The organism is Chromohalobacter sp., assembly GCF_039830575.1.
GTDB lineage: Bacteria > Pseudomonadota > Gammaproteobacteria > Pseudomonadales > Halomonadaceae > Chromohalobacter > Chromohalobacter israelensis.
This window is the reverse complement of sequence record NZ_JBDOOX010000017.1, coordinates 95,881-122,757: the sequence shown is the minus strand read 5'-3', so window position 1 is coordinate 122,757 and position 26,877 is coordinate 95,881. Positions and strand designations below refer to the sequence as shown.

The following is a 26,877-nucleotide window of genomic DNA, read 5'->3' as shown; positions in this document are numbered from 1 at the left end:
TCTGCAATGAATTAGTGTATGCGAATGTTACGGTTCAATCGCGAGGGAGCTCATGGCGCTTGCCATCATCAACACGCGCGCGGGGCTGGGGCTGGAGGCGCCGGACGTCCTGGTCGAGGTGCATCTGACCAACGGCCTGCCGGGCCTGGCGATCGTCGGCCTGCCCGAGGCAGCGGTCAAGGAGAGCCGCGAACGGGTGCGCAGCGCGCTGATCAATGCCGGTTTCGATTTCCCCACGCGGCGCATCACGCTCAATCTCGCGCCGGCGGATCTGCCCAAGGAAGGCGGGCGCTTCGATCTGCCCATTGCGCTGGGCATCCTGGTGGCCTCGGGGCAGATCCCGAGCGAAGCGGTGGCGGGGCTCGAGTGCCTGGGCGAACTGGCACTGGACGGCAAGCTGCGCCCCGTGCGCGGCGTACTGCCGGCGGCCCTGGAGGCGCGTCGGGCCGGGCGCACCTTGCTGCTGCCCGCCAGCAACGCCGACGAGGCGGCGCTGGCCGGCGACCTGGACGTCCGTCCCGCTGTCGATCTGCCTCAGGTCGTCGCGCATCTGCTCAAGCAGGAGAGGATCGCACCGCACCAACTTGGTGAGCGCCCCGCACCGCAACTGGCCGAGCCGGATCTCGCCGAGGTTCGCGGCCAGCACCAGGCCCGCCGGGCGCTGGAAGTCGCCGCCAGCGGAGGCCACAACCTCCTGTTTGCCGGACCTCCGGGCACCGGCAAGACCATGCTCGCCAGTCGCCTGCCGGGCATCTTGCCGCCGCTCCACGAGGACGAAGCGCTGGAGGTGGCCGCCGTGCGCTCGGTGTGCGGGCTGCCCATTCTCGAACGCTGGGGACAGCGGCCGTTTCGCACGCCTCATCATACCGCCAGCGGTGTGGCCCTGGTCGGCGGTGGCGGCAAGCCGCGTCCGGGGGAGATTTCCCTGGCCCACCACGGCGTGCTGTTCCTGGACGAGCTGCCGGAGTTCGACCGACACGTGCTGGAGGTGCTGCGCGAGCCGCTGGAATCGGGGCAGATCGTCGTCTCGCGGGCCTTGATGCAGCGTCGCTTTCCGGCGCGCTTTCAGCTGGTGGCCGCGATGAACCCGTGCCCGTGCGGGCATCTCGGCGATCCACGCCAGGCCTGCGTGTGCACGCCGGCGCAAGTGCAGCGTTACCAGTCGCGGCTTTCCGGCCCATTGCTGGATCGCATCGATCTTCAGGTGGAAGTCCCCGCGCTGCCCGCCGCGCAACTCACCGAGCAGCGCCGCGGCGAAAGCTCCGAGGCCGTCAGACAGCGCGTGCTCGCCGCGCGCCGGCGCCAGGCCAAGCGCGGTGCGCTCAACGCCTACCTGCCTGGCAGCGCGCTGGAGGAGCTCTGCGCCCTGGACGGGCAGGAGCGCACCTGGCTGGCCGACGTGCTCAATCGCCTCAACCTCTCCGCCCGCGCCTACCACCGCGTGCTGCGCGTCGCCCTCACGCTCGCCGACCTCGCCGAGGAGCCCCGCCCCCGCCAGCCGCAGCTGATGGAAGCCATCGGCTACCGTCAGATGGATCGGCTGATCGGGGGCAGCGCGGGCAGCTAGTCCTTCATGTCCCGGTCATTCATGTCGTAGGAGGGCGCATCGGCGCCGGGGATGCCCTCGCGGATGCGGGCGGAGAAGTCCTCGGCGTCGTCCGCTTGCAGGGCGCGGGCGTTGATGTGACCGGCGGCCTTGAGCCTTGCGAAGGGCACGTGCGGTGCCAGTGCACCGACACTGTGCACGTACTCGGGCAGGTAGCCCGAGAGCAGCAGGCGATAGTCGAAGGGCAGCCCGGGGACGATGCGCCGCATCATGTCGTAGACCAGCGTGGTGCAGTTGGTGGTGAGCGTATTGTAGTAGCGCGGCTCGCGTTGCAGCCGGTGGGCCTCGTCGAGATAGGCGAGGAACAGGTCCTGCATGACCGGCTTGGACATCTTCACACGATATAGATAGACGTCCTCGCCGCGCACATTGGTCCGCAGTCGCACGATGTCGCGCTCGTCGGCGGCAATGATGCTGACTTCATATTCCTTGAAGAAGCCGCCCAGGGTCGAGAAGGCCTCGCCGCGCTCCTTGCGGATTTCCACCGAGAAGGTGACGTGGCGCCCATCGTCGAAGCCGAAGCTGACCAGCGTATGGGCAATGGCGGGGCCCATCCAGTAGGACACCAGCAGGTCGACGGAGCGTATCCGGTCCAGGTCATAGTGGCGGGTGTCCCAGTGCTCGTCGAAGTCCTGCGGGGTGCGCCATTGAAAGTGACGCACGTTTTCCAGCGTGACGCGATGATCGTCCTGGCGCATGCCGTCGACGATATGGGCGACATCCGGCGCCCAGTCGCGATCGGAGGCGGGCTGGATCGAGACCCACCAGACGCACAGCACGAGATAGAGGATGCCATAGGCCAGCATCGCCCGCTGTGGCCAGCCCTTGACGAAGAGCCCGACGCAGCACGCCAGCGCGGCGGCGATCCATATCCCCGCGGCGACGTAGCGCAGCGCGACGGGGCCGGGCAAGCGGTACCACAGCGCCAGCACCGCCCAGCCGCTGCTGGCAATGATGAGCAGCGCCATGAGGCTGGCCAGGACCCCGTGCCACAGCGATGCCACCCAGCCGCGTGTCATGCTCAGGCCCGTGGCTCGAGTGCGCACTCCAGCGCGGCCAGTCGGCCGGGCACCAGGGCGTCCTCGAGCGTACTGATGCGCAGCACGTGGCCCAGCGCCGGATGCGCGGGGCGGTGCACGAGCGTGCCGGCCTCGAGCAGCTCGCGGTGCACGCGGGCGGCAAGGTCCGCGTCGGGCAGGCGCACGGCGATGAAGTTGGTGGCGCTGGGTGGCACGTCGGCGCCCAGCGTTCGCAGGTGGTCGGCCAGGGCATCGCGACGGGCGTTCACGTCCCGGATGTGTTGTGCGGTTTCCTCCGGGTGATCGAGCACGGTCTCGGCGGCCGCCAGGGCCAGCGACGAGACGGCATAATGAATGCGCACCTTGTGCATGATGTCGATCAGTGCCGGTTCGGCAATGGTGTAACCGATCCGCAGGCCGGCCAGACCATGGGCCTTGGAGAAGGTTCGCAGACGCACCACGCCGGGCCACACCTCACCGGCGGCGGGGGCGTCGGCATCGTCACGGAAGTCGTGATAGGCCTCGTCGAGCAACAGCGTGCAGTCCTCGGGCAGGGCATTGCGCAGCGCGAGGACGTCGGCATCGCTGTGCAGGTGACCGCTGGGGTTGTCGGGGTTGGCCAGATAGACCACGCGGGCTTGTTCATGCACCGCTCTGGCGGCCAGGGCGTCGAGATCCGGCGCCAGCCTGCCGGGGGCGTCGTGGTAGTCGACCTCGATCAGGCGACATCCTTGCCCCTCGGCGAAGTAGCGAAAGGTGGGATAGGTGCCCGCGCTGGCGATCACCGTGCTGCCGGGGTCGCACAGCGTGCGCAGGGCGAGCGCCATCAGGCTGTCGGCGCCGGCATCGACCAGCAGCGCCTCCAGTGGCGTGCCGAGCAGCGAGACGAGCCGCTGACGCACCTCTATGGCCTCGGCGTCGCCGTAGGCCCGGGCAAGCTCGGCGACCGCGTCGCCAAAGCGCGCCTTGAGCGCCCGGTGCGGCATGTCGAGGCCTTCGTTGGAGCCCAGCCGATGGGGGACTTCTCGGCCCAGCTTGCGCTCCAGCGCCTTGAGGCCGGGGAAGGGATTGGTCGGGCCCGAGCGGTCTAGGTGGCGAGCATAGCGGGACATGCAAGACTCCTGAGGGCAAAAGGCGCATTGTGCGACCGTGACGGGCCTGAAACAACGTGGCCGGGCCCGTGCCGGCTACAACGCGCTGGCATCCAGTGCCCCGGCGAGGGTGGCCCGCCAGCTGGGGGCCTCCTCACCGGGGCGGCGTAGCGTGATTTCCCACTGATAGGGCAGCAGCTCGCGATCCGACAGCCGGATCACGCCGTTGCCGTCCAGGCGGCTTTCGAGGATCCAGTGATTGGCCGGCGCGTCGTCGGCCATCATCGAGGGCGTCCAGTCGAGGACCTGAGGACCGTCCTCCAGTGCCAGCAGTGCGCGGCCCAGCGTCTCGGTGAGCCTTCCCGCACTGATGCCGAGCGTCGCGTCGACCGTCGGCGGCGCGAGCATCACGACCATGTCCTGCGACATCCCCGACCAGGGGGGCGAGGCAAGCAGCGCCTCGGCGGCCTGGCTGCTCATGCCGTACACGGCCTGGCGCATGTTGCGCGGTTCTTCATCGAGCCCCGCGCACCCCGCCAGCGACAGGCAGAGCGCAAGGAGCCAGACGCGAGGACGCACGCGGTGCCGGCTCATGGCGATTCCCGTGAGCAGGCGTCGGCGGACGTGCCCCGCGAGGTGCCGGCCTGCCGCTCGTAGCGTGCCAGAAAGGCGGCCAATTCCTCGAAAAGCGTATCGCGGATGGACTGGGCTTCGTTGACGAGATGATGCCGCGCGTCGGGATGGCGGTGTATCTCGGCGTTGGGGAACTTGCCCAGCAGGGTGTCCAGGTTCCACTGCCAGTCCACGGTGAGGTCCTGTTCGCCCTGCAGGATCAACACCGGCAAGTCACTGGGTGGCATGGACAGCAGCAGGGGAATCCAGTCGCGCATGGCGCTGACCCAGGTCAGGGCCAGGCGATCGGGTTGCAAGGGGTCGCCACTGCGCAGGAAATCGGCGAAACCGAGGTCGGTGGTATTGGCGCGAAACCGTCGCGGCACCGAACGCACGAAGGGGCTGACCACCCGGTGCAGCCAGCCGGATTGCTGCCAGCCCCAGGGACGCACCAGCGGCGCCAGCAGGGCGAGGCCGGCCCAGTGGGTGCGGTGGCCCTGGGTCAGGGCATCGGTGGCCAGAATCGCCGCGCCGGTGCTCTGGCCGATCCCGATCCAGGGCGCGTCGGCGACGTCGAGGCGCGCGACCTCCTCGGTCAGCACGCTCAGGCAACTGACGTAATCGTCGAAGTCGTCGATCGAGGCACGCGCGCCGCTGGACAGCCCATGGCCGGGGAGATCCCACATCACCACCCGCCATCCGCGTGCCAGTACCAGCTCGAGCAGGTGGCGGTAGAGTCCCAGGTGATCGAAGTAGCCGTGGACCACGAAGATCGTGCCCTGCGGGTCGGGCGGACTCCACACCTGGGCCCATAGTCGGAAGCCCCGCGCCTCGATGAAACCGGCGTGCAATGCGACGTCTTCGGCCAGCAAGGGCGTCAGGCGGTAATGATCGAGATAGGCGGCCATCGCCGACGAGGGCGGCAGGCCGATCGGCGCCAGCGGGCCTAGGTGTTGCAAGTGGGTAAAGTCGGTCATGCGGTTCTCCCGGTGATGTCCATGCTAGCGCCCGCAAGGCTTTGAAGCTACCGGGAAATGGCGGTGTCTTGTCCTGCGAGATGGGCAGTGTCGCGCGGCAGGGGGCGATGCGTACACGCTCAGACCAATGGGGGAGATGACAGGACGCCCATTTCGGTCTAATTTGTGGAATTATTTTCCACGTTTGAGGCGATGCCCGAGGAGAGCCGCATGACAGACCGTACGACACGCCATCGTTTGCAGGTGGCCAGCCAGCTCGACCGTTTCATCAACGACGAAGCGTTGCCGGGAACGGGCGTCGACCCCGAGGCCTTCTGGGCCGGGTTCGATGCCCTGGTCCACGAGCTCATGCCCACCAACCGTGACCTGCTGGCCGAGCGCGAGCGACTGCAGGACGAACTGGACGCCTGGCACAAGGCGAACCCCGGGCCGGTGCGGGACATGGCCGCATATCGTGCCTTCCTGAAGGACATCGGTTATCTGGTCGAGGCGCCGGCCAAGGTGCAGGCCACCACCGCCAATGTCGATGACGAGATCGCCGTGCAGGCGGGGCCCCAGCTGGTGGTGCCGGTAAGCAACGCGCGTTATGCCCTCAATGCCGCCAATGCGCGCTGGGGCAGCCTTTACGACGCGCTCTACGGCACCGACGTGATTCCCGAGACGGACGGCGCCGAAAAAAGCCAGGGCTACAACCCCAAGCGTGGCGAAAAGGTCATCGCCTACGCACGCGGTGTGCTCGACCAGGCAGCCCCCCTGGCCGAGGGCACGCATGCCGAGGCGAGCGCTTATGCTCTGCGTGACGGCAAGCTGGTGGTGAGCCTGCAGGGCGGCGGTGAGACGGGGCTGGCCGATCCTGCGCAACTGGTTGGTTACCGAGGCGAGGCACAGGCGCCCACGGCGGTGCTGCTCGCCAATCATGGCCTGCATCTGGAAGTCCAGTTCGACGCCACCCACCCCATCGGCAAGACCGATCCGGCCCACGTCAAGGACGTGCTGGTCGAGGCGGCGGTGAGCACCATCATGGACTGCGAGGACTCCGTGGCGGCCGTGGACGCCGACGACAAGACGCTGGTCTATCGCAACTGGCTGGGGCTGATGAAGGGCGACCTCGAGGAGCGCTTCGACAAGGGCGGCAAGACGGTGACGCGCGCCCTCAATCCGGACCGCGACTACACGGTCCCCGGCGGTGGCGAGTTGCGCCTGCCCGGACGCTCTTTGCTGTTCGTGCGCAATGTCGGCCATCTGATGACCACGCCGGCCGTGCTCGATGGCGATGGCAACGAGATTCCCGAGGGAATGCTGGATGGCGTGGTCACCAGTCTGCTGGCGATTCACGACCTCAAGAAAGGCGACGGCGCAGCCCCGTCCGCCACGGCACCGGAGGCCAAGCGTAATAGCCGGACGGGATCGGTCTATATCGTCAAGCCCAAGATGCACGGCCCCAGGGAAGTGGCCTTCGCCAACAGCCTGTTCATGCGCATCGAAGACATGCTGGGCCTGCCGCGCGATACCCTCAAGATGGGCATCATGGACGAGGAACGGCGTACCTCGATCAACCTCGATGCGTGCATTCACGAGGCGTCGTCCCGCGTGGCGTTCATCAACACCGGCTTCCTCGACCGTACCGGCGACGAGATGCACACCGCCATGGAAGCCGGCCCCATGCTGCGCAAGGGGGAGATGAAGGGCACCAAGTGGATCGCGGCCTACGAAAAGAACAATGTCCAGACCGGCTTGGCGTGCGGCCTGCGCGGCCGGGCGCAGATCGGCAAGGGCATGTGGGCCATGCCGGAGCTGATGGCAGCGATGCTCGAGCAGAAGATCGGGCATCCCCAGGCCGGTGCGACCACGGCCTGGGTGCCGTCACCCACCGCCGCCGTGCTGCATGCCCTGCACTACCATCAGGTCGATGTCGCGACGATTCAGCGTGAACTGGAGGCCAAGCCCGGTGGCGACTTTCTCGACGATCTGCTCACCGTGCCGGTGGTCGAAAGCGCGGCTTCGGGCGCTAACAAGAACCCGAGCTGGTCCGACGACGAGATTCAGCAGGAGCTGGATAACAACTGTCAGGGTATCCTCGGTTATGTGGTGCGCTGGGTCGAGCATGGCGTGGGCTGCTCCAAGGTGCCGGACATCCACGACGTGGGGCTGATGGAGGATCGCGCGACGTTGCGTATCTCCAGTCAGCACATTGCCAACTGGCTGCATCACGGCATCGTCAGCGAGGCACGGGTACGCGAGACGCTGGAGCGCATGGCCAAGGTGGTCGACGACCAGAATGCCCACGATCCCGACTATACGCCGATGACCTCGCACCTGGCGGAGTCCTGCGCCTTTCAGGCGGCATCCGACCTGATCTTCAAGGGGCGTGAGCAGCCCGCCGGCTACACCGAGCCGCTGCTGCATCACTGGCGCGCGGTGCACAAGGCAAAGTTGGGTTGATCTGAGCTGGGCGCCGAGGCTAACTCTTTTCTCGGCGCTCATCATCTGAACCTGGCATCCCGTTTTCTGTCATGTCAGAATTTTTGCCGCTTTTGAACGCAAAAGTTTGGCGAGCTACGTCGCTCGTCAGGCTGCACATGGCTGCCGCATAGTGTAAGGGTGTTTTTAATACTCATTTCAGCTTTATGGGATATAAAGTATTTGTACCCAATGAAATGAGGTGTGCCATGAAAGTGAAAATGATTGCATTGACAGCTCTTATCTCCAGCGTGTTAGCAATTCCTGCTGTTGCGAGCGTTGGTCATGATGGTGGCGTTCCCGCGCTAGAAGATGGTATTTCATCGAGTCAGATGATTAGCAATGGCAACGAAAACCGATATGCTGTGTCTATTGATAAGCCGACTACTTTAACAGTAACAAGTGAGCACTATGCTGGTAGTTCTAGCCGTGGAAACTATCTGAGGGCGGTGCTCTATGACGCATCAGGAGAAATGGTTGCCACAGCGTCAGATCCTGATGGGCACTTTTCTCTTGTCAGGTCATTAGAGCCAGGAGATTATCAGCTTATGGTTACTGGAAGTACTACCATGGGAGGCGCTCATGAAAGTCGGAATACCTACCAGCTCCACACCCAATATCAATAAGTGATGCATGGTAAATTAAGGGCCGGCTGACTGGAGTTGGCCGGTTCTTCTTATAAGGTGCAATCCTAAAATAGCATAGGGTGTGGATAATGAAGGCAACGGACTCATATAAATACTATGGCGTTGTTAGTCGCGTATTACATTGGATAACTGCTATATTAGTGATTGTGCAGTTAATCGATGTATATATGCGCAGCTTGGCCCCCAAAAATATTTTCAGCCAATATGTACAGCCGTGGCATATGACGATAGGGGTTTCTATTTTGGGGGTAATGTTGCTCCGTATGATCTGGTTGTTGGTGCAGAGAAAGCATAGGCCACGAAGTAGAAGTGTAATGGCAAGGTTTGGGCATTTTAGTATATACGTTGTTCTGATCGCTATCCCGTTGAGTGGCTTATTGCAAGGTTATCCCGTTTTAGTTTTTGATACTCTTCTGACAAAAGGTCTTGACACAAAATGGGATACGATTTTTCAGGAGCTGCATGGCCCACTTGCTTATATACTGACAGCGTTGATTGCAGGACATGTGTTTATGGCGATATTGCATCGCCTAGTGCATCGTGACGGAACTTGGGAAAAAATGATAGGGAAAAAGAAATAGCTTCGGTTAAGATTTTGTCGGGTGTAAAAAGGAGGGGAGCTGCTCCCCTCTAAAAGCCAGGCTGCGATGAAAATATTTTCTAAAAAGTCATGAAAGAATGGTTTTTATTATTTTTAAATTCATAGATTTCAAAGGGTGCTTCTTGAGCCCCGGGCATGCCTGGGGATCCTTTCGGCATGCCGGCAAGGCCGATGCCATTTATATCTGGTTGTTTAGAGAAAAGCGTTGCTAGTGCTTTCTTAGGAACGTGGCCCTCGATCCAATACTTACCCATTTCAAGGGTATGGCATGAAGCCAGGTTCTTGGGCACTCCTGCTTGCTTCTTGATACTATCCAGAGCAACATCATCTACGATCGTGATCTTGACATCTTGCGTTTCAAGGTAATGTGCATAAGCCGTGCAACAGTCGCACCTTGGATCTTTGTAAAGAGTTGCCTCGGCAGGTAGGTCGTTTGCCGACACGGCCGTTGTTGCCAAGAAGCTACATGCCAGTAGTGGAGCAAGGAGTCGTTTCATGGCTGTATCCTTAATGAGGACGCCTGAAGAGATACTTAATGAGAGAAGCAATGCTCAACCCAATAAGTAACAGTAATGTTAGTGGCATAAGCCACCCTATCCATCCCATTGAACCCATTAAAGCGAAACATTCTGAATTCATCATGAAAATCCTCTTGGCAGTGCTCCTCTTGGCAGTGCTATCCTAAGGTAAAGAGTACAGCCTTTGTGTAGCCCAAAGGTCAAGCTGTAGAAATGATCATGGCTTTTTGTTAGCAAACTAAGTAGATGTATTCAGGATCATTTCAGGTTGTGCCTCTATAAAGGGTAGACATCCACTTTTGTAGGAGAACACTGATGTATAAGAAGCATCTGGTATCAAGCCTTTTGGCAATCTCGTTGAGTACGCTGGCGGCGGCTTCCTGGGCCTCGGCCGGGCATGGAAATAGCGAAAAGGTGAGTGACGCTGACGTTGATCGCACCATCACGGTGGAAGCGGGAGACATGTGGTTTGATCCTGAGGACATTGAGGCCTCTACCGGGGAAACCATTAAATTCGAGATCACTAACACGGGTAGTATAGAACACGAGTTCACAATCGGAGACGAGTCTGCTCAAGAGGAACATCGTGATATGATGCAAGAAATGAGTGAAGGCGATGGGGGACACCATATGTCGGAAGGTGGTGATGGCATGGCTTCGGTGACCATTGAACCCGGTGAGACCAAAGAGCTGGTTTGGACAGCTCCTGACAGTGATAAAAGCTTAGAGTATGCCTGCAACATCCCAGGGCATTATGAGTCAGGCATGTATGGTAATGTTACAGTAAAATGATGTGAATATATGAGACTGTTGCTTCTCGAAGATGATGATCTGCTTTCCGAAAGCCTGGCGGAAAGCTTGAAGGACAACGGTTACCTCGTTGACGTGGCCGACTCGATAAAAGCGGCCACGTCACTTGTGGCAACCGAGTGTTATGAACTGGCTGTTATCGATATTGGCCTGCCGGATGGCTCTGGCCTTGACTTGATTGCACATTGGCGTAAGCAAAAGGTTGGCATGCCTATTTTGGTTCTTACGGCAAGGGATACTTGGGAAGATAAAGTGTCCGGGTTAGAAACTGGTGCAGATGATTATTTGACAAAGCCATTTCATGAGGCCGAGTTATTGGCGAGGCTTAAAGCATTGCTTAGACGCCGCTCTGGAAGTGTGTCTCAAATACTGACAGTTAATGGGGTTTCTTTAGATGAGGCTGGGCAATCAGTTTGTACAGAAAGTCTTCCTTGGCGTTCGCTAACGGCAACTGAATATCGACTGTTGCGTTACCTGATGCACCACCCCGATCGTGTGCATTCTAAAGATCATTTGCTCGATCAACTTTACGCGCTTGAACAAGATGCAGCTGAATCTAATCTGGTGGAGGTATATATTGCCCGGCTGCGCCGGTATTTAGGTAAGGAATTGATACAAACACGTCGCGGCCAGGGGTACTTATTTGTATCGCATTGATTGGCACAGTCTGCGGTTTCGCCTGCTAGCTTGGCTAGGAAGCGTAGCGCTTGTAGTAGTGGTCGTAACATGGCTGATGCATGGCTTTTTTTTGGAAAATATTGCCAAGGATTTTCTTGGTGAGCGTCTTCGTAGGGAGGCTGATCATGCTGTTTCTCAGCTGGGTGAAGAACGCTCCTTGGTCCCCGAGTCATTACAGTCTGTAAGCCAAAGCTATCAAGTTTTTCACCACCTGTATGTACTATCCATTGGCGGTAGTGTTAGTGCCTCGGATCCGAAGTGGCGGACAAGGCTTTCTCCACTGCTCGCAAGCGACCGTGATTCCTTGGTAGAAGTAGAAGAAGGGGGGCGCCACTTACTGGTCTATCGTCGCCATTTTAGCTGGGAAGATAGTAACGGCGTGTTGCTTATTGGAGAAGACTTTTCACAGGTGGAGGCTGGGCTTTCAGCTTTACATTGGTGGGTGGGGGCGGTCGCAGGAGCATTGTTGATAGTATTGATAGTGCTTAACATGTTGGCAGTCAATCGTGGCTTGAAGCCATTGAGAGAATTACGAGAACAGTTGGATGCACTACAAGCGGGGAAGCGTCGACGGTTTTCAGTACTGGCACCTTCTGAATTGAATGCCCTCGTCGAGCAGCTCAACCGGTTCATGGATGATATAGATTCACGTTTACAGCGCTCACGTGAGTCGGCGGCCAATCTTTCTCACGCGTTGAAGACACCATTGGCTGCCGTGACACAGGTGCTTCGTGGGAATCGGCCAATTAATGATGATCGCCGCCTCAAGCTTCTCGTAAGAATAGAAAATATTAATGCTCAGCTTGATGCTGAGCTGCGCCGCTCTCGAATAGCGGGTCCCAATATGGGGAGAGTGACTCATTTAATGAACGATAGCTCTCGCCTTATAGACATGTTTCGTGGCCTTTATCCTGATAAGGAGTTCCAGATAACATATTCCAGTGTTGACCGGGATCAGGTGCCCGTAGAGCCTCATGATTTTGCGGAAATGCTCGGGATACTATTAGATAATGGAGGCAAATGGGCAAAACACTATATCTGCTGCGATATAAGGTTGTTAACAGAAACTTTGGTGATAATCATCGATGATGATGGTCCTGGTGTGGCGGAAAGCGATTTGCCTAGGTTGGGCGAGCGGGGCAAGCGTTTGGACGAGCGCCATCCGGGGTATGGCTTGGGATTGTCCATATTGACTCAGCTAGCTGCGCGCTATGCCGGATACGCACAATTTTCTCATAGCTCACTTGGTGGTCTGCACGCAGAGGTGATTCTACCCTTCGCCGAGGTAGCGAGGTAACAGTTCGTTCAGTTTTGATTCAGCTTGTTCTGGCAGGATCAAGCTATGTAAAACCTAATGGGAGTTGCACATGGCACGCTCACCTGTTGTATCGCGCCCTTTCTCGCGCCGCCAGGTGCTAAAAGGAGGAGCTGCCCTCGGATTGGGATCTGCTGCTGCTTTGGGGTTGAGTCCAGCCTGGGCCAATCCATGGGGCAGGAGTACTACATATTCCTATGAGAGCGAAGAAGGGCCTAACGTGTCCTTGTCCATTCGCCGTGAGTCCTTGCCTGTTGCTGGACAAGAGGCGCGGCCTATTACCATTAATGGCACTAGCCCAGGGCCTTTGATTCGCTTGAAGGAAGGCCAAGACGCTGTACTACGGGTCACCAATCTGCTTGAGGAATCCACGTCCATTCATTGGCACGGCATGATCCTGCCACCCGGCATGGATGGTGTGCCCGGCATCAGCTTTGCAGGCATCGCGCCTGGTGAGACCTTTACCTACCGCTTCCCGGTACAGCAAAACGGGACCTACTGGTATCACAGCCACTCGGGGCTTCAGGAGCAGCTTGGTCATGCTGGCCCTCTGATCATCGACGCTGCCGAACCGGAGCCCTTTCGTTATGATCGCGAGCATGTGCTTCTGTTGACTGATTGGACCTTCGAAAATCCTGCGTCGGTATTTCGCAACCTGAAGACAATGGAAGGGTTTTACAACTTTCAGGAACGCACTCTCGCTGATTTTTTTGCCGATGTTCGGCGTAAAGGCTTTTCAGACACGGTGGAAATGCGCCAAATGTGGGCAAAAATGCGCATGAGCTCGCGAGATATCGCCGATGTGACTGGTAGCACTTACACTTATCTACTAAATGGCCGCGCCCCCGAGGAGAACTGGACGGCGTTGTTCAAGGCGGGTGAGCGCGTGCGCCTTCGAGTGATTAACGGTTCGGCGATGTCGTATTTCGATGTGCGCATTCCCGGCCTGAAAATGACCGTGGTAGCCGCCGATGGCCAGCCAGTGCAACCCGTGCCTGTGGACGAATTCCGCATTGGTGTGGCCGAGACCTACGACGTGCTGGTCTCCCCCGAAGACGATCAAGCTTATACGATCTTTGCTGAATCAATGGATCGCAGCGGCTACGCCCGTGCCACCCTGGCCCCACGTGATGGCATGCAGGCTGAAATCCCCAAGCGCCGCCAAATTGCCGACCGCGGGATGGAAGGGATGGCAGCTGGCGCAATGGTGGGCATGAAAGGAATGGATCATTCCGGCATGTCCAGAGATGACATGGAGGGCATGGACCACTCCAATATGTCCGGCGGAGACATGGAGGGCATGGACCACGGCAGCGGCGACGGCATGGCGAAAGAAAAAGCCAAGACGCGCGAGAATGGCATGCTTGTGGCCGGTGAGGCCCAGCCGGGCTCACGCTATGGCGAGGCAGGCATCGGCATCGACCCCGACGAGCGCCGTATGCTGGTCTACCGCGACCTGAAAGCCTTCACCCCATGGCCTGACCGGCGCGGCCCCGGCCGCGAGCTGGAGCTGCATTTGACCGGCAACATGGAACGCTACATGTGGTCGTTCGATGGCAAGAAATTCAGCGAAGTCTCAGGCCCTATCCACTTTGAAAAGGATGAGCGTCTGCGCCTGATCTTGATCAATGACACCATGATGGAGCACCCCATTCATCTTCACGGTATGTGGATGGAGCTGGAAAACGGCCAGGGTGAGTTAATTCCACGCAAGCATACCCTGAACGTGAAGCCCGGTGAGCGGGTCTCCGCGCTTATCACGGCAGATGCGGAAGGAAGCTGGGCTTTTCACTGTCACCTTCTTTACCACATGGAAGCTGGCATGTTCCGCGTTGTTCAGGTTTCTTGAGGAGGCAGTATGAAGATAAAACTTTACCTCGTGGGTGTGAGTGCGGCATTCATCTTTGCTTCCTTGGCTAAAGCTGATGATGGTTACGATGCTCCTGATGGCTGGCCATCCCCTATCGTGGAGCATAATCAAGGCACGGCACAATTTGATCGGCTTGAATATAGTATTCCGGAGAATGGTAAGGATGCCATGGTATGGGACTTCCAGGGGTGGTACGGCAGCGACGTTAACCGTATGTACGTAAAATCGGAAGGTGAAAATATTCAGGGAGACGGTGAAGACGCCGAGTTTGAGTCCCTGGAGCTACTCTATAGCCGGTTGATTGCCGATTTTTGGGAGCTGCAGGGTGGCGTGGGTTACCAAGGGGGTGTGTTCTCTGATGATCATGAAGAGCGAACCTACGGTGTCGTTGGGTTGCAAGGGGTTATGCCATATGAAATTGAGACCGATGTAGCCTTGCAAGTGAGTGACGAAGGAGATGTATCCGCTAGTTTCGAGGGAGAATATGACTTTCGACTTACTCAGCGACTCTATGTACAGCCACGCACGGAAATCGCCATGGCCGCCAATGAAGTCGAAGAATTTGGCGTGGGCGAAGGGCTGAACTCCGTGCGTGTCGGCATGCGTTTGGGTTATGAGGTGACCCGCCGCGTCGCGCCTTACGTAGGCGCTTACTGGGAAAAAGAGTATGGCGATACTGCTGATTTGTCCCGTGAGGGTGGGGAGAGTACCGAAGATACCGGCGTAGTTGCGGGCGTCAGGTTAATCTTATAAGCCATCCGGCGGATTCAGGGTAATGTCAGGTGGTGTTGTAGGAGGTGCATGAGCTCTGGCGCAAATCCGTTTTAGGAGAAGGTGAGACGGTGAGGGCCGCACGGTAGTGTGTGTTCGGGTGATGTTGCGCTATCTTGACCACTGCGCCGCCGTCTCGAGCACCGTTGCCAGGGGAGAACTTGCCATGACCGTGATGACCGCCGCCGCCATCGAGGAATTTCTCGACGAGGTCTTTCCGCACCGCCAGGGCACCATCGAAGGGGTGGGCGAGATGCGCGCGACCATGAGCCTGGCCATCGAGGATGAGCACTTGCGGCCCGGGGGCTGCATTTCGGGGCCGACGCTGATGGGGCTGGCGGACGTCTGCCTGTACGTGACGATTCTGGCCCAGATCGGCCCGGAGCCGATGGCGGTGACCACGGACTTCAGCTGCCACTTCCTGCGCCGCGCCCGCGGCGATCGCGATCTCATCGCCAATGCGCACATCGTCAAGCTGGGCCAGCGCCTGGCGGTCGGCGAAGTGCGTTTGTTCCCCGCCGGCGATGAGGAACCGGTGGCAACCGTCACCGCGACCTATGCCTTGCCCGACGAGAGCGATGACGATTGAGCGCGTCTGGGACGTGGGGGGCGAGGTCTCAGTGAGCGGGGCGCTGACGCCAGGCGCATATCGCCAGCGTCAGCCAGCCGGCCATCAGCAACAGACCACCGAACGGCGTGATGGGCCCCAGCCAATGGGCGCCTGTCAGGGCCAGCAGGTACAGCGAGCCGGAAAACGCCGCCATGCCCAGCCCCCACAGCCAGAGCACGGTTGTCTGGCCCCTCAGAGGGTGCTGCGCGTGCCACAGGAGCACCGCCATGGCGGCCAGGGTATGCCACGCCTGATAGCGCACGCCGGTGGTGAAGGCGTCGAGTCGTGCGGGGGGAAGCATGTCGCCCAGCGCGTGGGCGCCGAAGGCGCCTGCCATGACCACGACCAAGCCGCTTAGGGCGACGAGTGTCCATCCACGACGCTTGTGCATGTTGCATCCCATGTGACTGACCTATGCTGAGACGGTGAGCGAGCACCGGGGGCGAGGGGCCCGGCATCGCCGCGCTGGTGCTTACCCTATGGCGTCGCTTACGCCATGACAAGCGTTGCGGTATGGCGTATCGTCGCGGCCTTGCCGATCTCAAGAATCACAATGGAGCGTTAATCCATGGACTCTCTTGCCAGCCTCGTCGCATCGCTGCATGACGCCATCTATGCGGTGATGACCCCTGTCAGCGATTTCATCTGGTCATACATCCTCGTTTATCTTCTGCTGGGCGCGGGGGTGTTGTTCACCGTGCTGACGCGCGGCATGCAATTTCGCCTGTTCGGGCATATGGCGCGCGTGACCTTCAACAGCCGGGGCGCCGGCGAAGGCGTCAGCGGCTTTCAGGCCTTCGCGACGTCGCTGGCGGCGCGTGTGGGCACCGGCAACCTGGCCGGCGTGGCCATCGCGCTGTGGGTCGGGGGCCCGGGCGCGATCTTCTGGATGTGGGTGACCGCCCTGGTCGGGTTCGCCACCTCGTTCGTCGAGTCGACCCTGGCCCAGGTCTACAAGAAGCGCCACGAGGATGGCGTCTTCCGTGGCGGGCCCGCCTATTACATCGAGCGCACGCTCGGCTGGCGATGGATGAGTCTGCTGTTCGCCTTCTTCCTGCTGGTCGCCTACGGCCTGGCGTTCAACGGCGCCCAGGCCAACACCATCGCTCAGGGCATGAACCAGGCCTTCGGCATGCCCAACTGGCTGACCGGGTTGATTCTGGTCGGTGTCGTGGCCGTGGTCATCTACGGCGGGCTCAAGTCCATCGCACGCACGGCGGAGAAGATCGTGCCCGTGATGGCCGTCGCCTACCTGCTGGTCGCGTTGGTGGTGCTGGCGGTCAACATCACCGAGGTGCCGGAGATGCTGGCATTGATCATCAAGAGTGCCTTCGGCTACGGGCCGGCAGTGGGCGGCGCGGCCGGCTACGCCATCAAGACGGCAATGGAAAACGGCATCAAGCGCGGCCTGTTTTCCAACGAGGCCGGCATGGGCTCGGCGCCAAACGCGGCGGCCCAGGCCAACGTCAAGCATCCCGCGGCGCAGGGGCTGGTACAGTCGTTCGGCGTGTTCGTCGATACCCTGGTGATCTGCAGCTGCACGGCGGTGGTGATCCTGCTTTCCGGTGTCTACGAGACGCTGATGGCGAACTCGCCGGGACAGGACATCGTGGGCATCCAGCTCACCCAGGACGCCATGGCGGATCACTTCGGCGGCTTCGGCGAGATCTTCATCGCCGTGGCCATCCTGCTGTTCGCCTTTACCTCGATCATCGCCAACTTCTCGTTCGCCACGGTCAATATCGAGTACATGTTCAAGCGCCATGCCAAGGGCGCGGTACAAGCGTTGCGCCTGGCCGTGCTGGCCATGGTGATGATCGGCTCGGTGTCGCAGCTGACCTTCGTATGGGACTTCGCCGATCTTTCCATGGGACTGATGGCGACCACCAACCTGATCGCGATCCTGATCCTGGCGCCGATCGCCATGCGCGTGCTCAAGGATTACGAGCGCCAGCGGCGCGAGGGCGTGCGCGAGCCGCGCTTCGATCCCAAGGTGCTCAAGCGTCCCGAGCAAGTGGATGCCGACGTGTGGCCGCCCAAGGATTCTTGAGCACGGCATTTGGCGTTACAATGACGGTCTCTCCCCAACGATGTGAGAGGCCGTTATGCACATTCAGCTCAACGGCGAGCGCCGCGAGTTCGCATCCGAGTTGACGGTCAGCGAGCTGGTCGATCAGCTTGCCTTGACCGGACGTCGCATCGCCGTCGAAGTCAATGAAGAGATCGTGCCCCGCAGCCAGCATGCCGAGACGCGCCTGACCCCCGGGGATTGCGTGGAAATCGTGCATGCCATCGGCGGTGGCTGATTCGGCCGCCGGCGTAATGCCGGTGTTCGCCCTTGCCGCCGCCGTGCGGCGACTTTCCTGTTCGCCAAGAGGTTCGTCATGTCAGCAGATCCGCGCCAGGATATTCCACTGACCGTCGCCGGCCGCACCTTCGCGTCGCGCCTGCTGGTGGGTACCGGCAAATACCGGGACTTCGACGAGACCGCCGCCGCCGTCGAGGCGAGTGGTGCCGAGATCGTCACCGTCGCGGTGCGTCGCACCAACATGGGCCAGAATCCCGATGAGCCCAACCTGCTCGATGCCGTGCCGCCGAGCCGCTATACGATCCTGCCCAACACGGCGGGATGCTATACCGCCAAGGATGCAGTGCGTACCTGCAAGCTGGCCCGCGAGCTGCTGGATGGCCACAACCTGGTCAAGCTCGAGGTGCTCGGTGACGACGGCACGCTCTACCCCAACGTGGTCGAGACTCTCAAGGCTGCCGAAACGCTGGTCAACGATGGCTTCGATGTCATGGTGTACACCAGCGACGACCCGATCGTCGCCAAGGAGCTCGAACGCCTGGGCTGTTGCGCGGTGATGCCGCTGGGGTCATTGATCGGCTCGGGGCACGGTCTGCTCAACCCGACGTCCCTGGCGATCATTCTCGACAACGCCGAAGTGCCGATCCTCGTCGATGCCGGCATCGGGACGCCCTCGGATGCCGCCCTGGCCATGGAAATGGGCTGTGCCGGCGTGCTGATCAACTCGGCGATCGCGCATGCGCGTCAGCCGGTGCGCATGGCAAGCGCCATGAAACTGGCGGTCGAAGCGGGGCGCGAAGCGTATCTTGCCGAGCGCATGCCGCGCCGTGCCTCCGCGAGCCCGTCATCGCCCTTCGCCGGGCGCATCAACGCCTGAATTTTCGCGCGGCCTGACCGGCCGCCTTCGCTACGTGACCGATAACGCAGACTTGCCATGAGTGACTCCTCCTCTTCTTCCGAGAATGCCCCGGCGACCCCCGAGTCGCCGGGACGCCCGCCGCGCGGCATCAAGAGCTACGTACTGCGTGCCGGACGCATGACCGCCGCCCAATCGCGGGGGCTCGAAGAGGTCTGGCCGCGCCTGGGCCTGAGTGTGGCCGAGGGACGCCAATCGCTGGAGGCGCTCTTCGGCCGCCGCGCACCCTGCGTCGTCGAGATCGGTTTCGGCATGGGGCAGTCGCTCGTCGAGCAAGCCGCCGCCAATCCCGAGACCGATTTCATCGGTATCGAGGTGCATGCGCCGGGAGTGGGCAAGCTGCTCGATGAAGCGGACAAGCGCGGCTTGACCAATCTGCGCGTGTATCGTGACGATGCCTTGGAAGTGCTCGACAAATGCCTGCCCGAGTCGAGCCTTACGGGGCTGCAGCTGTTTTTCCCCGACCCCTGGCCGAAGAAGAAGCATCACAAGCGTCGCATCGTGCAGCCGGCGTTCGTCGAGCTGGTGCGCACGCGTCTCGCGCCGCAAGGTTATCTGCACATGGCGACCGATTGGGAAGCCTACGCCGAGCACATGGTCGAGGTCATGGAGGAAGCACCGGGCTACCGCAACACGGCGCCGCCCGAAAGCGCGCCTTATGTGCCGCGACCGGAATTTCGGCCGTTGACCAAGTTCGAAAGCCGGGGCGAAAGGCTCGGTCATGGCGTGTGGGACCTGATCTACGCCCGTGTGGAGTGAGCGCCACCCGTGATCGCCACTGCTCGTTGAAAACCGCTGCCCGTCAGCGGTTTTTTTCATGGTGACCTGATCTGGATCACGGCAGGGAGTCGAGGACGCTGGCACAGTGCCGGCGCGCTCGGCGCGGGGCGGATACGGGCATAAAAAAAGCCGCCCGGGCGGGCGGCTTCAAAGACCGTGACTAGCTTGATGAGGAGATAACCATGGGCAGGAACCTGACATTCGCTGCTTAGGTCAGTGGCGCTTGGCGGCGCCACGGTTGTTAAGGTAAACCATTCTCATTTGAGTCGTCAAGCGTAACGAGAATATTTTTCACTTGGGTGCATCGGGAGGCTTTCGTGACGCATATCGCCATGTTCAGTGCCCAGCCGTATGACCGGCGTTTCTTCGAGGCGGCGAATGCGCGCCATGGTTTCAAGATCGGCTATCACGAGGTGGCGCTCAACGCGGAGAGTGCCGTGCTGGCCCATGGTGCAGACGGCGTGTGCGCCTTCGTCAACGATACCCTGGATGCCACCGTGCTGACGGCGCTCGCGACCCAGGGCGTGGGGTTCGTGGCCATGCGCTGCGCCGGGTTCAACAATGTCGACATCGAGGCCGCCGCACGCTTGGGCATCGCCGTGGTGCGCGTGCCGGCCTACTCGCCCGAGGCGGTGGCCGAGCATGCCCTGGCCTTGCTGCTGACGCTGAACCGCCGCACGCATCGGGCCTACAATCGCGTACGCGAGGGCAACTTCATGCTCGAGGGCTTGTTGGGCATGACGCTGCACGGCAAGACGGTGGGGGTGATCGGGACCGGGCGCATCGGGCTGGCCACGGCACGCATCTTCGCCGGTCTCGGCTGTCGCTTGCTGGGCGAGGACCGCTACCCAAGCGAAGCGTTCACGACGCTGGGTGGCGAGTATGTCTCGCGCCGGCGCCTGCTGGCGGAGAGCGATGTGATCAGCTTGCATTGCCCGTTGACGGACGATACGCGTTACCTGATCGATGCCGAGGCCCTGGCGGCGATGAAGCCGGGGGCCCTGTTGCTCAACACCTCACGCGGTGCTCTGGTCGATACGCGCGCGGTGGTCGACGCGCTCAAGGCGCGCCGTCTGGGCGGGCTGGCCATCGATGTCTACGAGCAGGAAACCTCGTTGTTCTTCCGCGACCATTCCGACGACATCATCGACGACGATGTCTTTCAGCGTCTGGTGACCTTCCCCAACGTGCTGATCACCGGGCATCAGGGATTTTTCACCCAGGAGGCGCTGGCCGAGATCGCCGAGGTCACGCTCGACAACGTGGCCTGCGTGCAGCGTGGCGCGCCTTGTGCCAATCGTGTCGACGATTGACGCTCAACTTGCCAGCGCCATCCATGCCGGCAAGGTCACCATGGCCAGCAGCGTCTGGCCGGTGATCAATGCCGCCATCAGCTCGGCATCGCCGCCGAGCTGGCGGGCGAGGATATACGCCGAGGTGGCGGTGGGCAGTGCGGCGAACAACAAGGCGATATCCCGACTCACCGGGTCGAGGCCGGTCAGCCAGGCCAGGCTCAACACCACCAGTGGAGTGGCGCCGAGCTTGAGCGTGGCCGACCACCAGAATGCACGGCCGTGACCGGTCAGCGCACGGGGGCGCAGGGCAACGCCCACGGCGATCAACCCCAGCGGCAGGGCCGCGCGTCCGGTGAGTTCGACGGCACCGCCCAGCCATCCCGGCAGGCCAATACCGCTCAGATTGAGCGTGATGCCGATCACGCAGGCCAGGATCAGGGGGTTGCGCGCCAGCGCGGCGAAACTGCGCCCGAGGCTCGAGGTGCCCAGGGTACCGGCGGCGATGAAGCCGCCCACGCAGAGGATGTTGGCCAGCGGCACCATCAGCGCCACGGCGACCGCAGCCACGGTCGCCCCGGCCTGACCGTGCAGGGCGGCGGCCCCGGCCACCCCGACATAGGTGTTGAAGCGCAGCGTGCCCTGAAATAGCGAGGTAAACGCCGCCGGCGTCAGTCCCAGGCGATGACGGCCGCACCAGAGCGCCAGCGCGAACAGCGACATGGTGCCCAGCAGTGCCACCGCCAGACGCAGGACCGGCACTTGCGCCACATCGGCCGTGGCCAGCGTCGCGATCAGCATCGCGGGAAACAGCAGGAAGTAGATCAGCCGCTCCATGGCGGGCCAGAAATCGTCCCCGGGGATCCGCCGCCAGCCCAGCAGGGCACCGAGTAAAATCAACAGGAACAGGGGGCCCAGGGCCTCGTTGACACCGCTCATCGCGCCTCCGTGGTCATGACGTTGGCCATGTCCGGCTGCTGGCAAGCCGGCTGGCACACGAACTGGTAAGCTTAGCGCGATGCTCAGGGTGATGGGATTCGACCTAACGATATGCAACATCACGAAGAAGATCCGCTCAGGCCGCCGCTGCTCAACCTGTTGACGCTGCTGACGTTGATGACGGTGCTGGTGGCGGCCGGTTACCTGGCCGATTATTACCTGCGCGATTCACGCGAGGATGTGACCTGGTACCCGCCACGCTGGCATTGCGATCTGCGCGAGGGGCCGTGTCGTACCGATATCGGCTTGAAGGGAACGCTGCGCTTCGGCATGCAGGGGGAGTTCGAATCCTACGAGCCCCTGAGAATCGACGTGCGCACGTCGGGCCTCGACGTGCAGTCGGTGGTCGTGGAGTTCATCGGGCGCGACATGAACATGGGGCTGACCCGTGTGGAAATGAAACCGATCGGCGAGGGCCATTTCCAGGGTGTCGGCGAATTGCGTCCCTGGGCAGAGACGGTCATGCCATGGCGTGCTCAGGTCATTCTGGAAACGCCGGATGGGCGCAAGGGCAGCTGGTACGATTTCGACATCCATCGCTAGGGCAGCAGGCGCATCAAATGACTTGTCCACATTGTCACGATGTGCATGGTTGCGTGGCTTGTGGGTAAGCCAATACTTACTTCGGCGTGAGACGTGTTACGGAGGGGTTTTTAAAACCCTTTTAAAACAAAGATTTATAGATCATCTGCCGCATGTCGGTGGTGCGTGAAGAGGCATGGACAGGGCGGCAGGAAGACTCTGCAGGGGCGAAATGCCCCGACATTCACGGCTAAGGCACAGACACTCCACAAAACTGTCCACAGGCAGGCGGGGCGATGGGGATGTGGAAAAGACGTCTGCGGATGTCGGCGGGAAAACGAAACGGCGCCCGTGGAAGGGCGCCGTGGGTGACGGACGTCATTCGCCGTTCGAGGAGGCGTCCTGATCGTTGCCGTCTTCGATGCCCAGCAGTTCGATCTTGAACACGAGGGCCTGATTGGGGCCGATCGGGCCACCGGTGCCGCCCTTGCCGTAGGCGAGGTCGGCGGGCACGTACAGCATCCAGGTATCGCCGACCTGCATCTTCTGCAGCGCTTCCTGCCAGCCCTCGATGACCTGGCCGACCTGGAAGGTGATCGGCTCGCCGCGCTCGTAGGAGCTGTCGAACACGGTACCGTCGGGCAGCTTGCCCTCGTAGTTGACCTTCACGGTATCGCCGGCGCTGGGGGTGTCGCCATCCCCGGACTCGAGCACCTTGTACTGCAGTCCCGAATCGGTGACCTTCACGCCCTCTTTCTCGGCGTTTTCGGCGAGAAACTGCTCGCTCGCCTTGCGGTTTTCCTCGGCGACTTTTGCCTTCTCGGCCTGTTGTTCAGCCATCTTCTGCTGCTGGTAGTCGGAAAGCGTGGCGGCGATTTCCTCGTCGCTCATCTGCAGATCGTCACCGGCGTAGACATCCTTGATCGCTTGGGTGAAGGCGTCGGTATCGAGATCCGAGACGTCCTGCTTCATGCTTTGACCGAGCGTGGCGCCAAGGCTGTAGCCCAGCTTGGCGTTGTCGCTTTCCGGGGCGGCCATGGCCACCAGCGGCGTTGCCACGAGGCCGCCGAATACCACGGCCGTCATCAAACGCTTCATGAAAACTCCTTAACAGGTAAACAAAAACACCGCCGTTCAACTCTACCAGCACGCGCGGCGTTGCGCACCCACGCGGCGGGGCTCTCTTGACATTGAAGCGACTTTGCTCTTCTCTGAATCTACATTGATAAGAAAGAGGGAACTCCATGCAAATGCGAAATATCGTCCTGAGTATCACGGCTCTGGGCCTGGTCGGTGTCGCTTCCACGGCGTCCGCCGAGACTTGGCGTTTCGGTCTCGAAGAGACCGAGGGCAGCGTGCAGTACGGCTATGCGGAAGAGTTCAAGAAACTGATCGAGGAAAAGAGCGACGGCGACATCACGGTCGAGTTGTTGCCTTATGGTTCCTGGGGGTCGAGCTACTCGGCGCTGTATGACGCCATCCAGAACGGCGCGATTCCGCTCGGTTTCGGCTCCGGCTTCTTGGGCGGCACCGTTCCGGAAAGCCAGTTGATGAGCCTCAACTTCGTCATGCCGAACGATCAACTGGAGACGGCCGAGATCCTCAACTCGGACGACTTCCTCAAGAGCGATGCATGGCAGGAATCGTTCCGTGAGCGCGGTCTGGTGCCGTTGGCCACCTTGCCCGAAGGGTATCAGGTGTGGACCGCGAACAAGGAAATCCGCACGCCGGAAGACATGGAAAACCTGCAGATTCGTGTCATGGACAACAGCCTGCTGCGGGCGACCTACGAAGCCTATGGTGCGTCTCCCATCACCATCGCCTACGGCGAACTCTACAGCGCCCTGCAGCAAGGCCAGGCGGAAGGCAACATCCAGCCGGTCTTCGCCCACGAGAACATGGGCTTCTATGAAGTGCAGGACTACATGATCTTCGCCGATCAGTCGCAGTTCATCGCCAACTTCATCGGCAACGAGGAGTGGTACGACGGGCTGTCCGACGAGCAGCGCGAGATGCTCGAGTCCACGCTCGACGAGATGGTGCAGAAGGGGCACGACATTCAGTCCCAGTTCAGCTCCGAGCGTCTCGAGACCATCGAGGAAAACAGCGACATCAACATCATCCATCTGGATGAGAGCGAGCGCGAGGCCTTCCGTGAACTGGCCAAGCCGGTGCGTCAGACCTATGTCGACATGGTCGGCGAACGTGGCCAGAAGGCGCTGGACATCGTGCTGAAGCATGTCGAGCAGTCCGGCGACAAGGCAGAATAAGCCTGGCTGCTGATGCCTGACCGACGCGCCGCATGGCGCAAGCAAAAAACCCCGGGAGCGTCGGCTCCCGGGGTTTTTTTCATGCCTGGTCGCTGTTGGCGGGAAGGATGCCGTGCGGGGCCGGCCTGGTATCCCCAGGCCGGTCGGCCGCTCAGTCGCCGCCGAGTGACGGCAGCAGCAGCGATATCTGCGGGAACATGATCAGGATGATCGTCGCCAATGCCAGGATCACGATGAACGGTGGCGTACCACGAATCACGTCCATGTAAGGGCGGCGGAAGACGGCGATGGCGGTGAAGATATCGCAGCCGAAGGGTGGCGTGGCCGAGCCGATGGCTGCTTGCAGCGTGACGATGACGCCGACATGAACCGGATCCAGGCCAGTGGCGTCGACCAGTGGCTTGAAGATCGGGACCAGGATCAGGATGACCACGATCGGGTCGACGAACATGCAGCCGACGAAGAAGGCCGCGGCGATCAGCAGCAGTGCCAGGAACTGGTTGTCGCCGATGCCGTCGATGACCGGGCCGAGGATCTTGTCCGGCACGCCGGCGGTGCCCAGGGTCTGGGAGAAGGCGGCACCGATGGCGACCAGGATGAAGACCACGGCGGTGATCATCCCCGTGGACAGCGCGAGGCTGCCGAGGTCGCGGATCGAGACCTGACGATAGATCGCCACCTCCAGCAGCAGCGCATAGGCTACCGCGACCGCCGAGGCTTCGACGGCGCTGAAAAAGCCGCCGTATATGCCCCCCACGACCAGGACCGGAAAGCCCATCGGCAGGATCACCCGGCGGATGGCGCGGGCGCGCTCGCGCCAGGAGGCCCGGGGCTCCGCCTCGATGCCCTTGATGCGCGAATAGATGTAACAGTACAGGGCGAACATGGCCAGGATCATCAGGCCGGGCAGGATCCCCGCGAGGAACAGGTCGCCGATCGAGGTCTTCATCACCACGCCGTAGACGATGAAGCCGATGCTCGGCGGGATCAGCAGCGCGATATCGCTGGCATTGATGATCAGCCCCAGGGTGAAATCGTCTTTATAGCCCTTGGCCAGCAGCCTCGGGCGCATGGGACCGCCCATCGCCACCACCGTCGCCTGGGTGGAGCCGGACACGGCCCCGAACAGAGCGCAGGAGGCGGCGGTGGTGATGGGCAAGCCACCGCGGATGTGGCGGGTGAAGGCGTCGACGACATCCAGCAGACGGTTGGCGGTATGGCCCTTGGTCAGGATGTCGGCGGCGAAGATGAACATGGGAACGGCGGCGAGTACCCAGCTGCCGATACCGTTGATCATCCAGCTCACGGCCTGGTCGGGCCCGAAAAACGTCATGCCGGTGAACATCATGAACAGCGTGCCCGCCGCCAGGGGAACCATCATGGGGAACCCGAGCAGCAGCAACACGAGCATGATCACGGCTAGCCAAGTTAGCATTGTTTTATGTCCTCGCGTTGATGGCGGTCGTGTGTGGGAGGGGCGAATCAGGTGTCGCGGCGCGCGTCATCGTGTTCGTCCGCTTCCGGAGGCAGCTCGTCGTATTCCTCTTTCTGGTTGAAGGCGCGGTAGATGTCATCGCTGACCAGGTTGCGGACCGCGGTCAGCAGGTATTGGGCGCCGGCGAGGATGAAGCCGACGGGCAGTGCGAGGTAGACGAGCCACAGCGGAATATGGAGCGATGCGCTGCTGCGTCCACGTTCCTGAATGACCGCGACATAGCCGATGGACTTGTAGGCGAAATAGAACATCAAGACGGCGGTGCCCAGGCAGATGAGGATGAGCAGTGCCTTTCGCCAGCGACCGCTGAGCTGATCGTAAATGGCGGACATGCTGATGTGCCGGGCGTTGCGTGCCGCATAGCCGACGCCGACGAAGGTGATCACCACGATGAGCATCTCGGTGACTTCGTAGGTGCCGGGAATGCCTTGGGAGAAGAGCAGGTTGCCGACGACATGGCCACTCATCAGCGCTGCCATGGCCAGGACACCACCGGCGATGATCACGCGCTCGACGATGCCCAGGGCATGATCGATGCTCCCCAGTACGCGCAGCAGGGGACTGCGCGATTTAGCGCGTTCACTGCGATTGGCCGGCTGTGAAGATGTCATGTCGTAGAGTCCTTTTTTGTGATGGCCGATTCGCCGCACGAATGGCATGGATCTCGACGTCCGTGCTGCGTCGTGATGCGTGTCGCAATCAACCGGACT

Annotated in this window: 27 protein-coding genes; 17 read left to right on the top strand and 10 right to left on the bottom strand. The window is 61.1% G+C overall.

Annotation, left to right across the window (positions count from 1 at the left end):
* Positions 1 to 52 precede the first annotated feature (52 nt).
* Positions 53 to 1,567: a YifB family Mg chelatase-like AAA ATPase gene (locus tag ABGX75_RS16135; protein ID WP_011508449.1), complete on the top strand. Its 1,515-nt coding sequence runs from the start codon at positions 53 to 55 to the stop codon at positions 1,565 to 1,567.
* On the opposite strand, the gene ABGX75_RS16130 is transcribed toward ABGX75_RS16135, so the two are convergent.
* The 4 genes from ABGX75_RS16130 to ABGX75_RS16115 form a co-directional block, all read right to left on the bottom strand.
* Complete coding sequence (locus tag ABGX75_RS16130) at positions 1,564 to 2,625, bottom strand: DUF4105 domain-containing protein (protein WP_347411029.1); 1,062 nt, start codon at positions 2,623 to 2,625, stop codon at positions 1,564 to 1,566. The two genes, ABGX75_RS16135 and ABGX75_RS16130, sit on opposite strands and share 4 nt — an antisense overlap.
* A gap of 2 nt (positions 2,626 to 2,627) precedes the next feature.
* Entirely contained in the window at positions 2,628 to 3,737 is a 1,110-nt protein-coding gene (locus tag ABGX75_RS16125) for an aminotransferase class I/II-fold pyridoxal phosphate-dependent enzyme (RefSeq protein ID WP_347411028.1), read from the bottom strand.
* A 75-nt stretch (positions 3,738 to 3,812) separates the two neighbouring features.
* Positions 3,813 to 4,310: a hypothetical protein gene (locus ABGX75_RS16120; RefSeq protein ID WP_011508446.1), complete on the bottom strand. Its 498-nt coding sequence runs from the start codon at positions 4,308 to 4,310 to the stop codon at positions 3,813 to 3,815.
* Positions 4,307 to 5,305 carry an alpha/beta hydrolase gene (locus ABGX75_RS16115; protein ID WP_347411027.1) on the bottom strand — a complete coding sequence of 333 codons (999 nt, stop codon included), beginning with the start codon at positions 5,303 to 5,305 and terminating at the stop codon, positions 4,307 to 4,309. Before ABGX75_RS16115 ends, ABGX75_RS16120 begins: the two co-directional genes overlap by 4 nt.
* Before the next feature lie 210 nt (positions 5,306 to 5,515).
* Between ABGX75_RS16115 and ABGX75_RS16110 the strand changes: the two genes are divergently transcribed.
* The 3 genes from ABGX75_RS16110 to ABGX75_RS16100 all read left to right on the top strand — a co-directional run bounded on the left by ABGX75_RS16110 (position 5,516) and on the right by ABGX75_RS16100 (position 8,993).
* Entirely contained in the window at positions 5,516 to 7,747 is a 2,232-nt protein-coding gene (locus ABGX75_RS16110; protein WP_347411026.1) for a malate synthase G, read from the top strand.
* A gap of 227 nt (positions 7,748 to 7,974) precedes the next feature.
* The gene (locus tag ABGX75_RS16105) at positions 7,975 to 8,391 is read left to right on the top strand and encodes a hypothetical protein (protein WP_128691521.1); all 417 of its coding nucleotides are present in this window, start codon (positions 7,975 to 7,977) and stop codon (positions 8,389 to 8,391) included.
* Between the two features lie 89 nt (positions 8,392 to 8,480).
* A complete protein-coding gene (locus tag ABGX75_RS16100) occupies positions 8,481 to 8,993 on the top strand; it encodes a cytochrome b/b6 domain-containing protein (RefSeq protein ID WP_347411025.1) in 513 nt (170 codons plus the stop codon).
* 79 nt (positions 8,994 to 9,072) lie between these two features.
* Here ABGX75_RS16100 and ABGX75_RS16095 read toward each other — a convergent pair whose 3' ends face one another.
* The gene (locus ABGX75_RS16095) at positions 9,073 to 9,510 is read right to left on the bottom strand and encodes a DUF411 domain-containing protein (RefSeq protein WP_084075885.1); all 438 of its coding nucleotides are present in this window, start codon (positions 9,508 to 9,510) and stop codon (positions 9,073 to 9,075) included.
* A gap of 336 nt (positions 9,511 to 9,846) precedes the next feature.
* Here ABGX75_RS16095 and ABGX75_RS16090 point away from each other — a divergent pair, with 336 nt between their 5' ends.
* From ABGX75_RS16090 to ABGX75_RS16065, 6 genes are all read left to right on the top strand, one after another.
* Positions 9,847 to 10,323: a plastocyanin/azurin family copper-binding protein gene (locus tag ABGX75_RS16090; RefSeq protein ID WP_097021406.1), complete on the top strand. Its 477-nt coding sequence runs from the start codon at positions 9,847 to 9,849 to the stop codon at positions 10,321 to 10,323.
* Positions 10,324 to 10,332: 9 nt separating this feature from the next.
* Positions 10,333 to 10,998, top strand: a complete 666-nt coding sequence (locus ABGX75_RS16085; RefSeq protein ID WP_347411024.1) for a response regulator transcription factor — start codon at positions 10,333 to 10,335, stop codon at positions 10,996 to 10,998.
* Positions 10,985 to 12,316 carry an ATP-binding protein gene (locus ABGX75_RS16080; RefSeq protein WP_287124727.1) on the top strand — a complete coding sequence of 444 codons (1,332 nt, stop codon included), beginning with the start codon at positions 10,985 to 10,987 and terminating at the stop codon, positions 12,314 to 12,316. The genes ABGX75_RS16085 and ABGX75_RS16080 overlap by 14 nt, the downstream gene beginning before the upstream one ends.
* 70 nt (positions 12,317 to 12,386) lie before the next feature.
* On the top strand, positions 12,387 to 14,183 hold the full coding sequence (locus ABGX75_RS16075; RefSeq protein ID WP_224113346.1) for a copper resistance system multicopper oxidase: 1,797 nt from the start codon (positions 12,387 to 12,389) through the stop codon (positions 14,181 to 14,183).
* 9 nt (positions 14,184 to 14,192) lie between these two features.
* Positions 14,193 to 14,957, top strand: a complete 765-nt coding sequence (locus ABGX75_RS16070; protein WP_224113345.1) for a copper resistance protein B — start codon at positions 14,193 to 14,195, stop codon at positions 14,955 to 14,957.
* A 184-nt stretch (positions 14,958 to 15,141) separates the two neighbouring features.
* Positions 15,142 to 15,564, top strand: coding sequence for a PaaI family thioesterase (locus ABGX75_RS16065; protein ID WP_347411023.1), 423 nt, complete (start codon positions 15,142 to 15,144; stop codon positions 15,562 to 15,564).
* Between the two features lie 28 nt (positions 15,565 to 15,592).
* Here the strand turns inward: ABGX75_RS16065 and ABGX75_RS16060 are convergent, their stop codons facing one another.
* Positions 15,593 to 15,976, bottom strand: a complete 384-nt coding sequence (locus ABGX75_RS16060; RefSeq protein WP_011508439.1) for a DUF423 domain-containing protein — start codon at positions 15,974 to 15,976, stop codon at positions 15,593 to 15,595.
* A gap of 177 nt (positions 15,977 to 16,153) precedes the next feature.
* Between ABGX75_RS16060 and ABGX75_RS16055 the strand changes: the two genes are divergently transcribed.
* The 5 genes from ABGX75_RS16055 to ABGX75_RS16035 all read left to right on the top strand — a co-directional run bounded on the left by ABGX75_RS16055 (position 16,154) and on the right by ABGX75_RS16035 (position 20,902).
* Entirely contained in the window at positions 16,154 to 17,635 is a 1,482-nt protein-coding gene (locus ABGX75_RS16055) for a sodium:alanine symporter family protein (RefSeq protein WP_287124726.1), read from the top strand.
* A 55-nt stretch (positions 17,636 to 17,690) separates the two neighbouring features.
* Positions 17,691 to 17,891 (top strand): sulfur carrier protein ThiS, encoded by a 201-nt coding sequence (gene thiS, locus ABGX75_RS16050; protein ID WP_011508437.1) that lies wholly within the window; start codon positions 17,691 to 17,693, stop codon positions 17,889 to 17,891.
* Positions 17,892 to 17,969: 78 nt separating this feature from the next.
* On the top strand, positions 17,970 to 18,770 hold the full coding sequence (locus tag ABGX75_RS16045) for a thiazole synthase (RefSeq protein WP_011508436.1): 801 nt from the start codon (positions 17,970 to 17,972) through the stop codon (positions 18,768 to 18,770).
* A 57-nt stretch (positions 18,771 to 18,827) separates the two neighbouring features.
* Positions 18,828 to 19,568 carry a tRNA (guanosine(46)-N7)-methyltransferase TrmB gene (trmB, locus tag ABGX75_RS16040; RefSeq protein ID WP_110061599.1) on the top strand — a complete coding sequence of 247 codons (741 nt, stop codon included), beginning with the start codon at positions 18,828 to 18,830 and terminating at the stop codon, positions 19,566 to 19,568.
* Positions 19,569 to 19,906: 338 nt separating this feature from the next.
* Positions 19,907 to 20,902 carry a 2-hydroxyacid dehydrogenase gene (locus tag ABGX75_RS16035; protein WP_347411022.1) on the top strand — a complete coding sequence of 332 codons (996 nt, stop codon included), beginning with the start codon at positions 19,907 to 19,909 and terminating at the stop codon, positions 20,900 to 20,902.
* A 3-nt stretch (positions 20,903 to 20,905) separates the two neighbouring features.
* Here the strand turns inward: ABGX75_RS16035 and ABGX75_RS16030 are convergent, their stop codons facing one another.
* A complete protein-coding gene (locus tag ABGX75_RS16030; RefSeq protein WP_347411021.1) occupies positions 20,906 to 21,820 on the bottom strand; it encodes an AEC family transporter in 915 nt (304 codons plus the stop codon).
* A 111-nt stretch (positions 21,821 to 21,931) separates the two neighbouring features.
* On the opposite strand from ABGX75_RS16030, the gene ABGX75_RS16025 reads away from it, so the two are divergent.
* Positions 21,932 to 22,423 (top strand): hypothetical protein, encoded by a 492-nt coding sequence (locus ABGX75_RS16025; protein WP_035414282.1) that lies wholly within the window; start codon positions 21,932 to 21,934, stop codon positions 22,421 to 22,423.
* 357 nt (positions 22,424 to 22,780) lie between these two features.
* Here the strand turns inward: ABGX75_RS16025 and ABGX75_RS16020 are convergent, their stop codons facing one another.
* Positions 22,781 to 23,500: an FKBP-type peptidyl-prolyl cis-trans isomerase gene (locus ABGX75_RS16020; RefSeq protein WP_011508431.1), complete on the bottom strand. Its 720-nt coding sequence runs from the start codon at positions 23,498 to 23,500 to the stop codon at positions 22,781 to 22,783.
* 146 nt (positions 23,501 to 23,646) lie between these two features.
* Here ABGX75_RS16020 and dctP point away from each other — a divergent pair, with 146 nt between their 5' ends.
* Entirely contained in the window at positions 23,647 to 24,672 is a 1,026-nt protein-coding gene (gene dctP / locus ABGX75_RS16015; protein ID WP_128691513.1) for a TRAP transporter substrate-binding protein DctP, read from the top strand.
* Positions 24,673 to 24,823: 151 nt separating this feature from the next.
* Here dctP and ABGX75_RS16010 read toward each other — a convergent pair whose 3' ends face one another.
* Positions 24,824 to 26,107 (bottom strand): TRAP transporter large permease, encoded by a 1,284-nt coding sequence (locus ABGX75_RS16010; protein WP_347411020.1) that lies wholly within the window; start codon positions 26,105 to 26,107, stop codon positions 24,824 to 24,826.
* A 47-nt stretch (positions 26,108 to 26,154) separates the two neighbouring features.
* Positions 26,155 to 26,778, bottom strand: a complete 624-nt coding sequence (locus ABGX75_RS16005; RefSeq protein ID WP_347411019.1) for a TRAP transporter small permease — start codon at positions 26,776 to 26,778, stop codon at positions 26,155 to 26,157.
* Positions 26,779 to 26,877 lie beyond the last annotated feature (99 nt).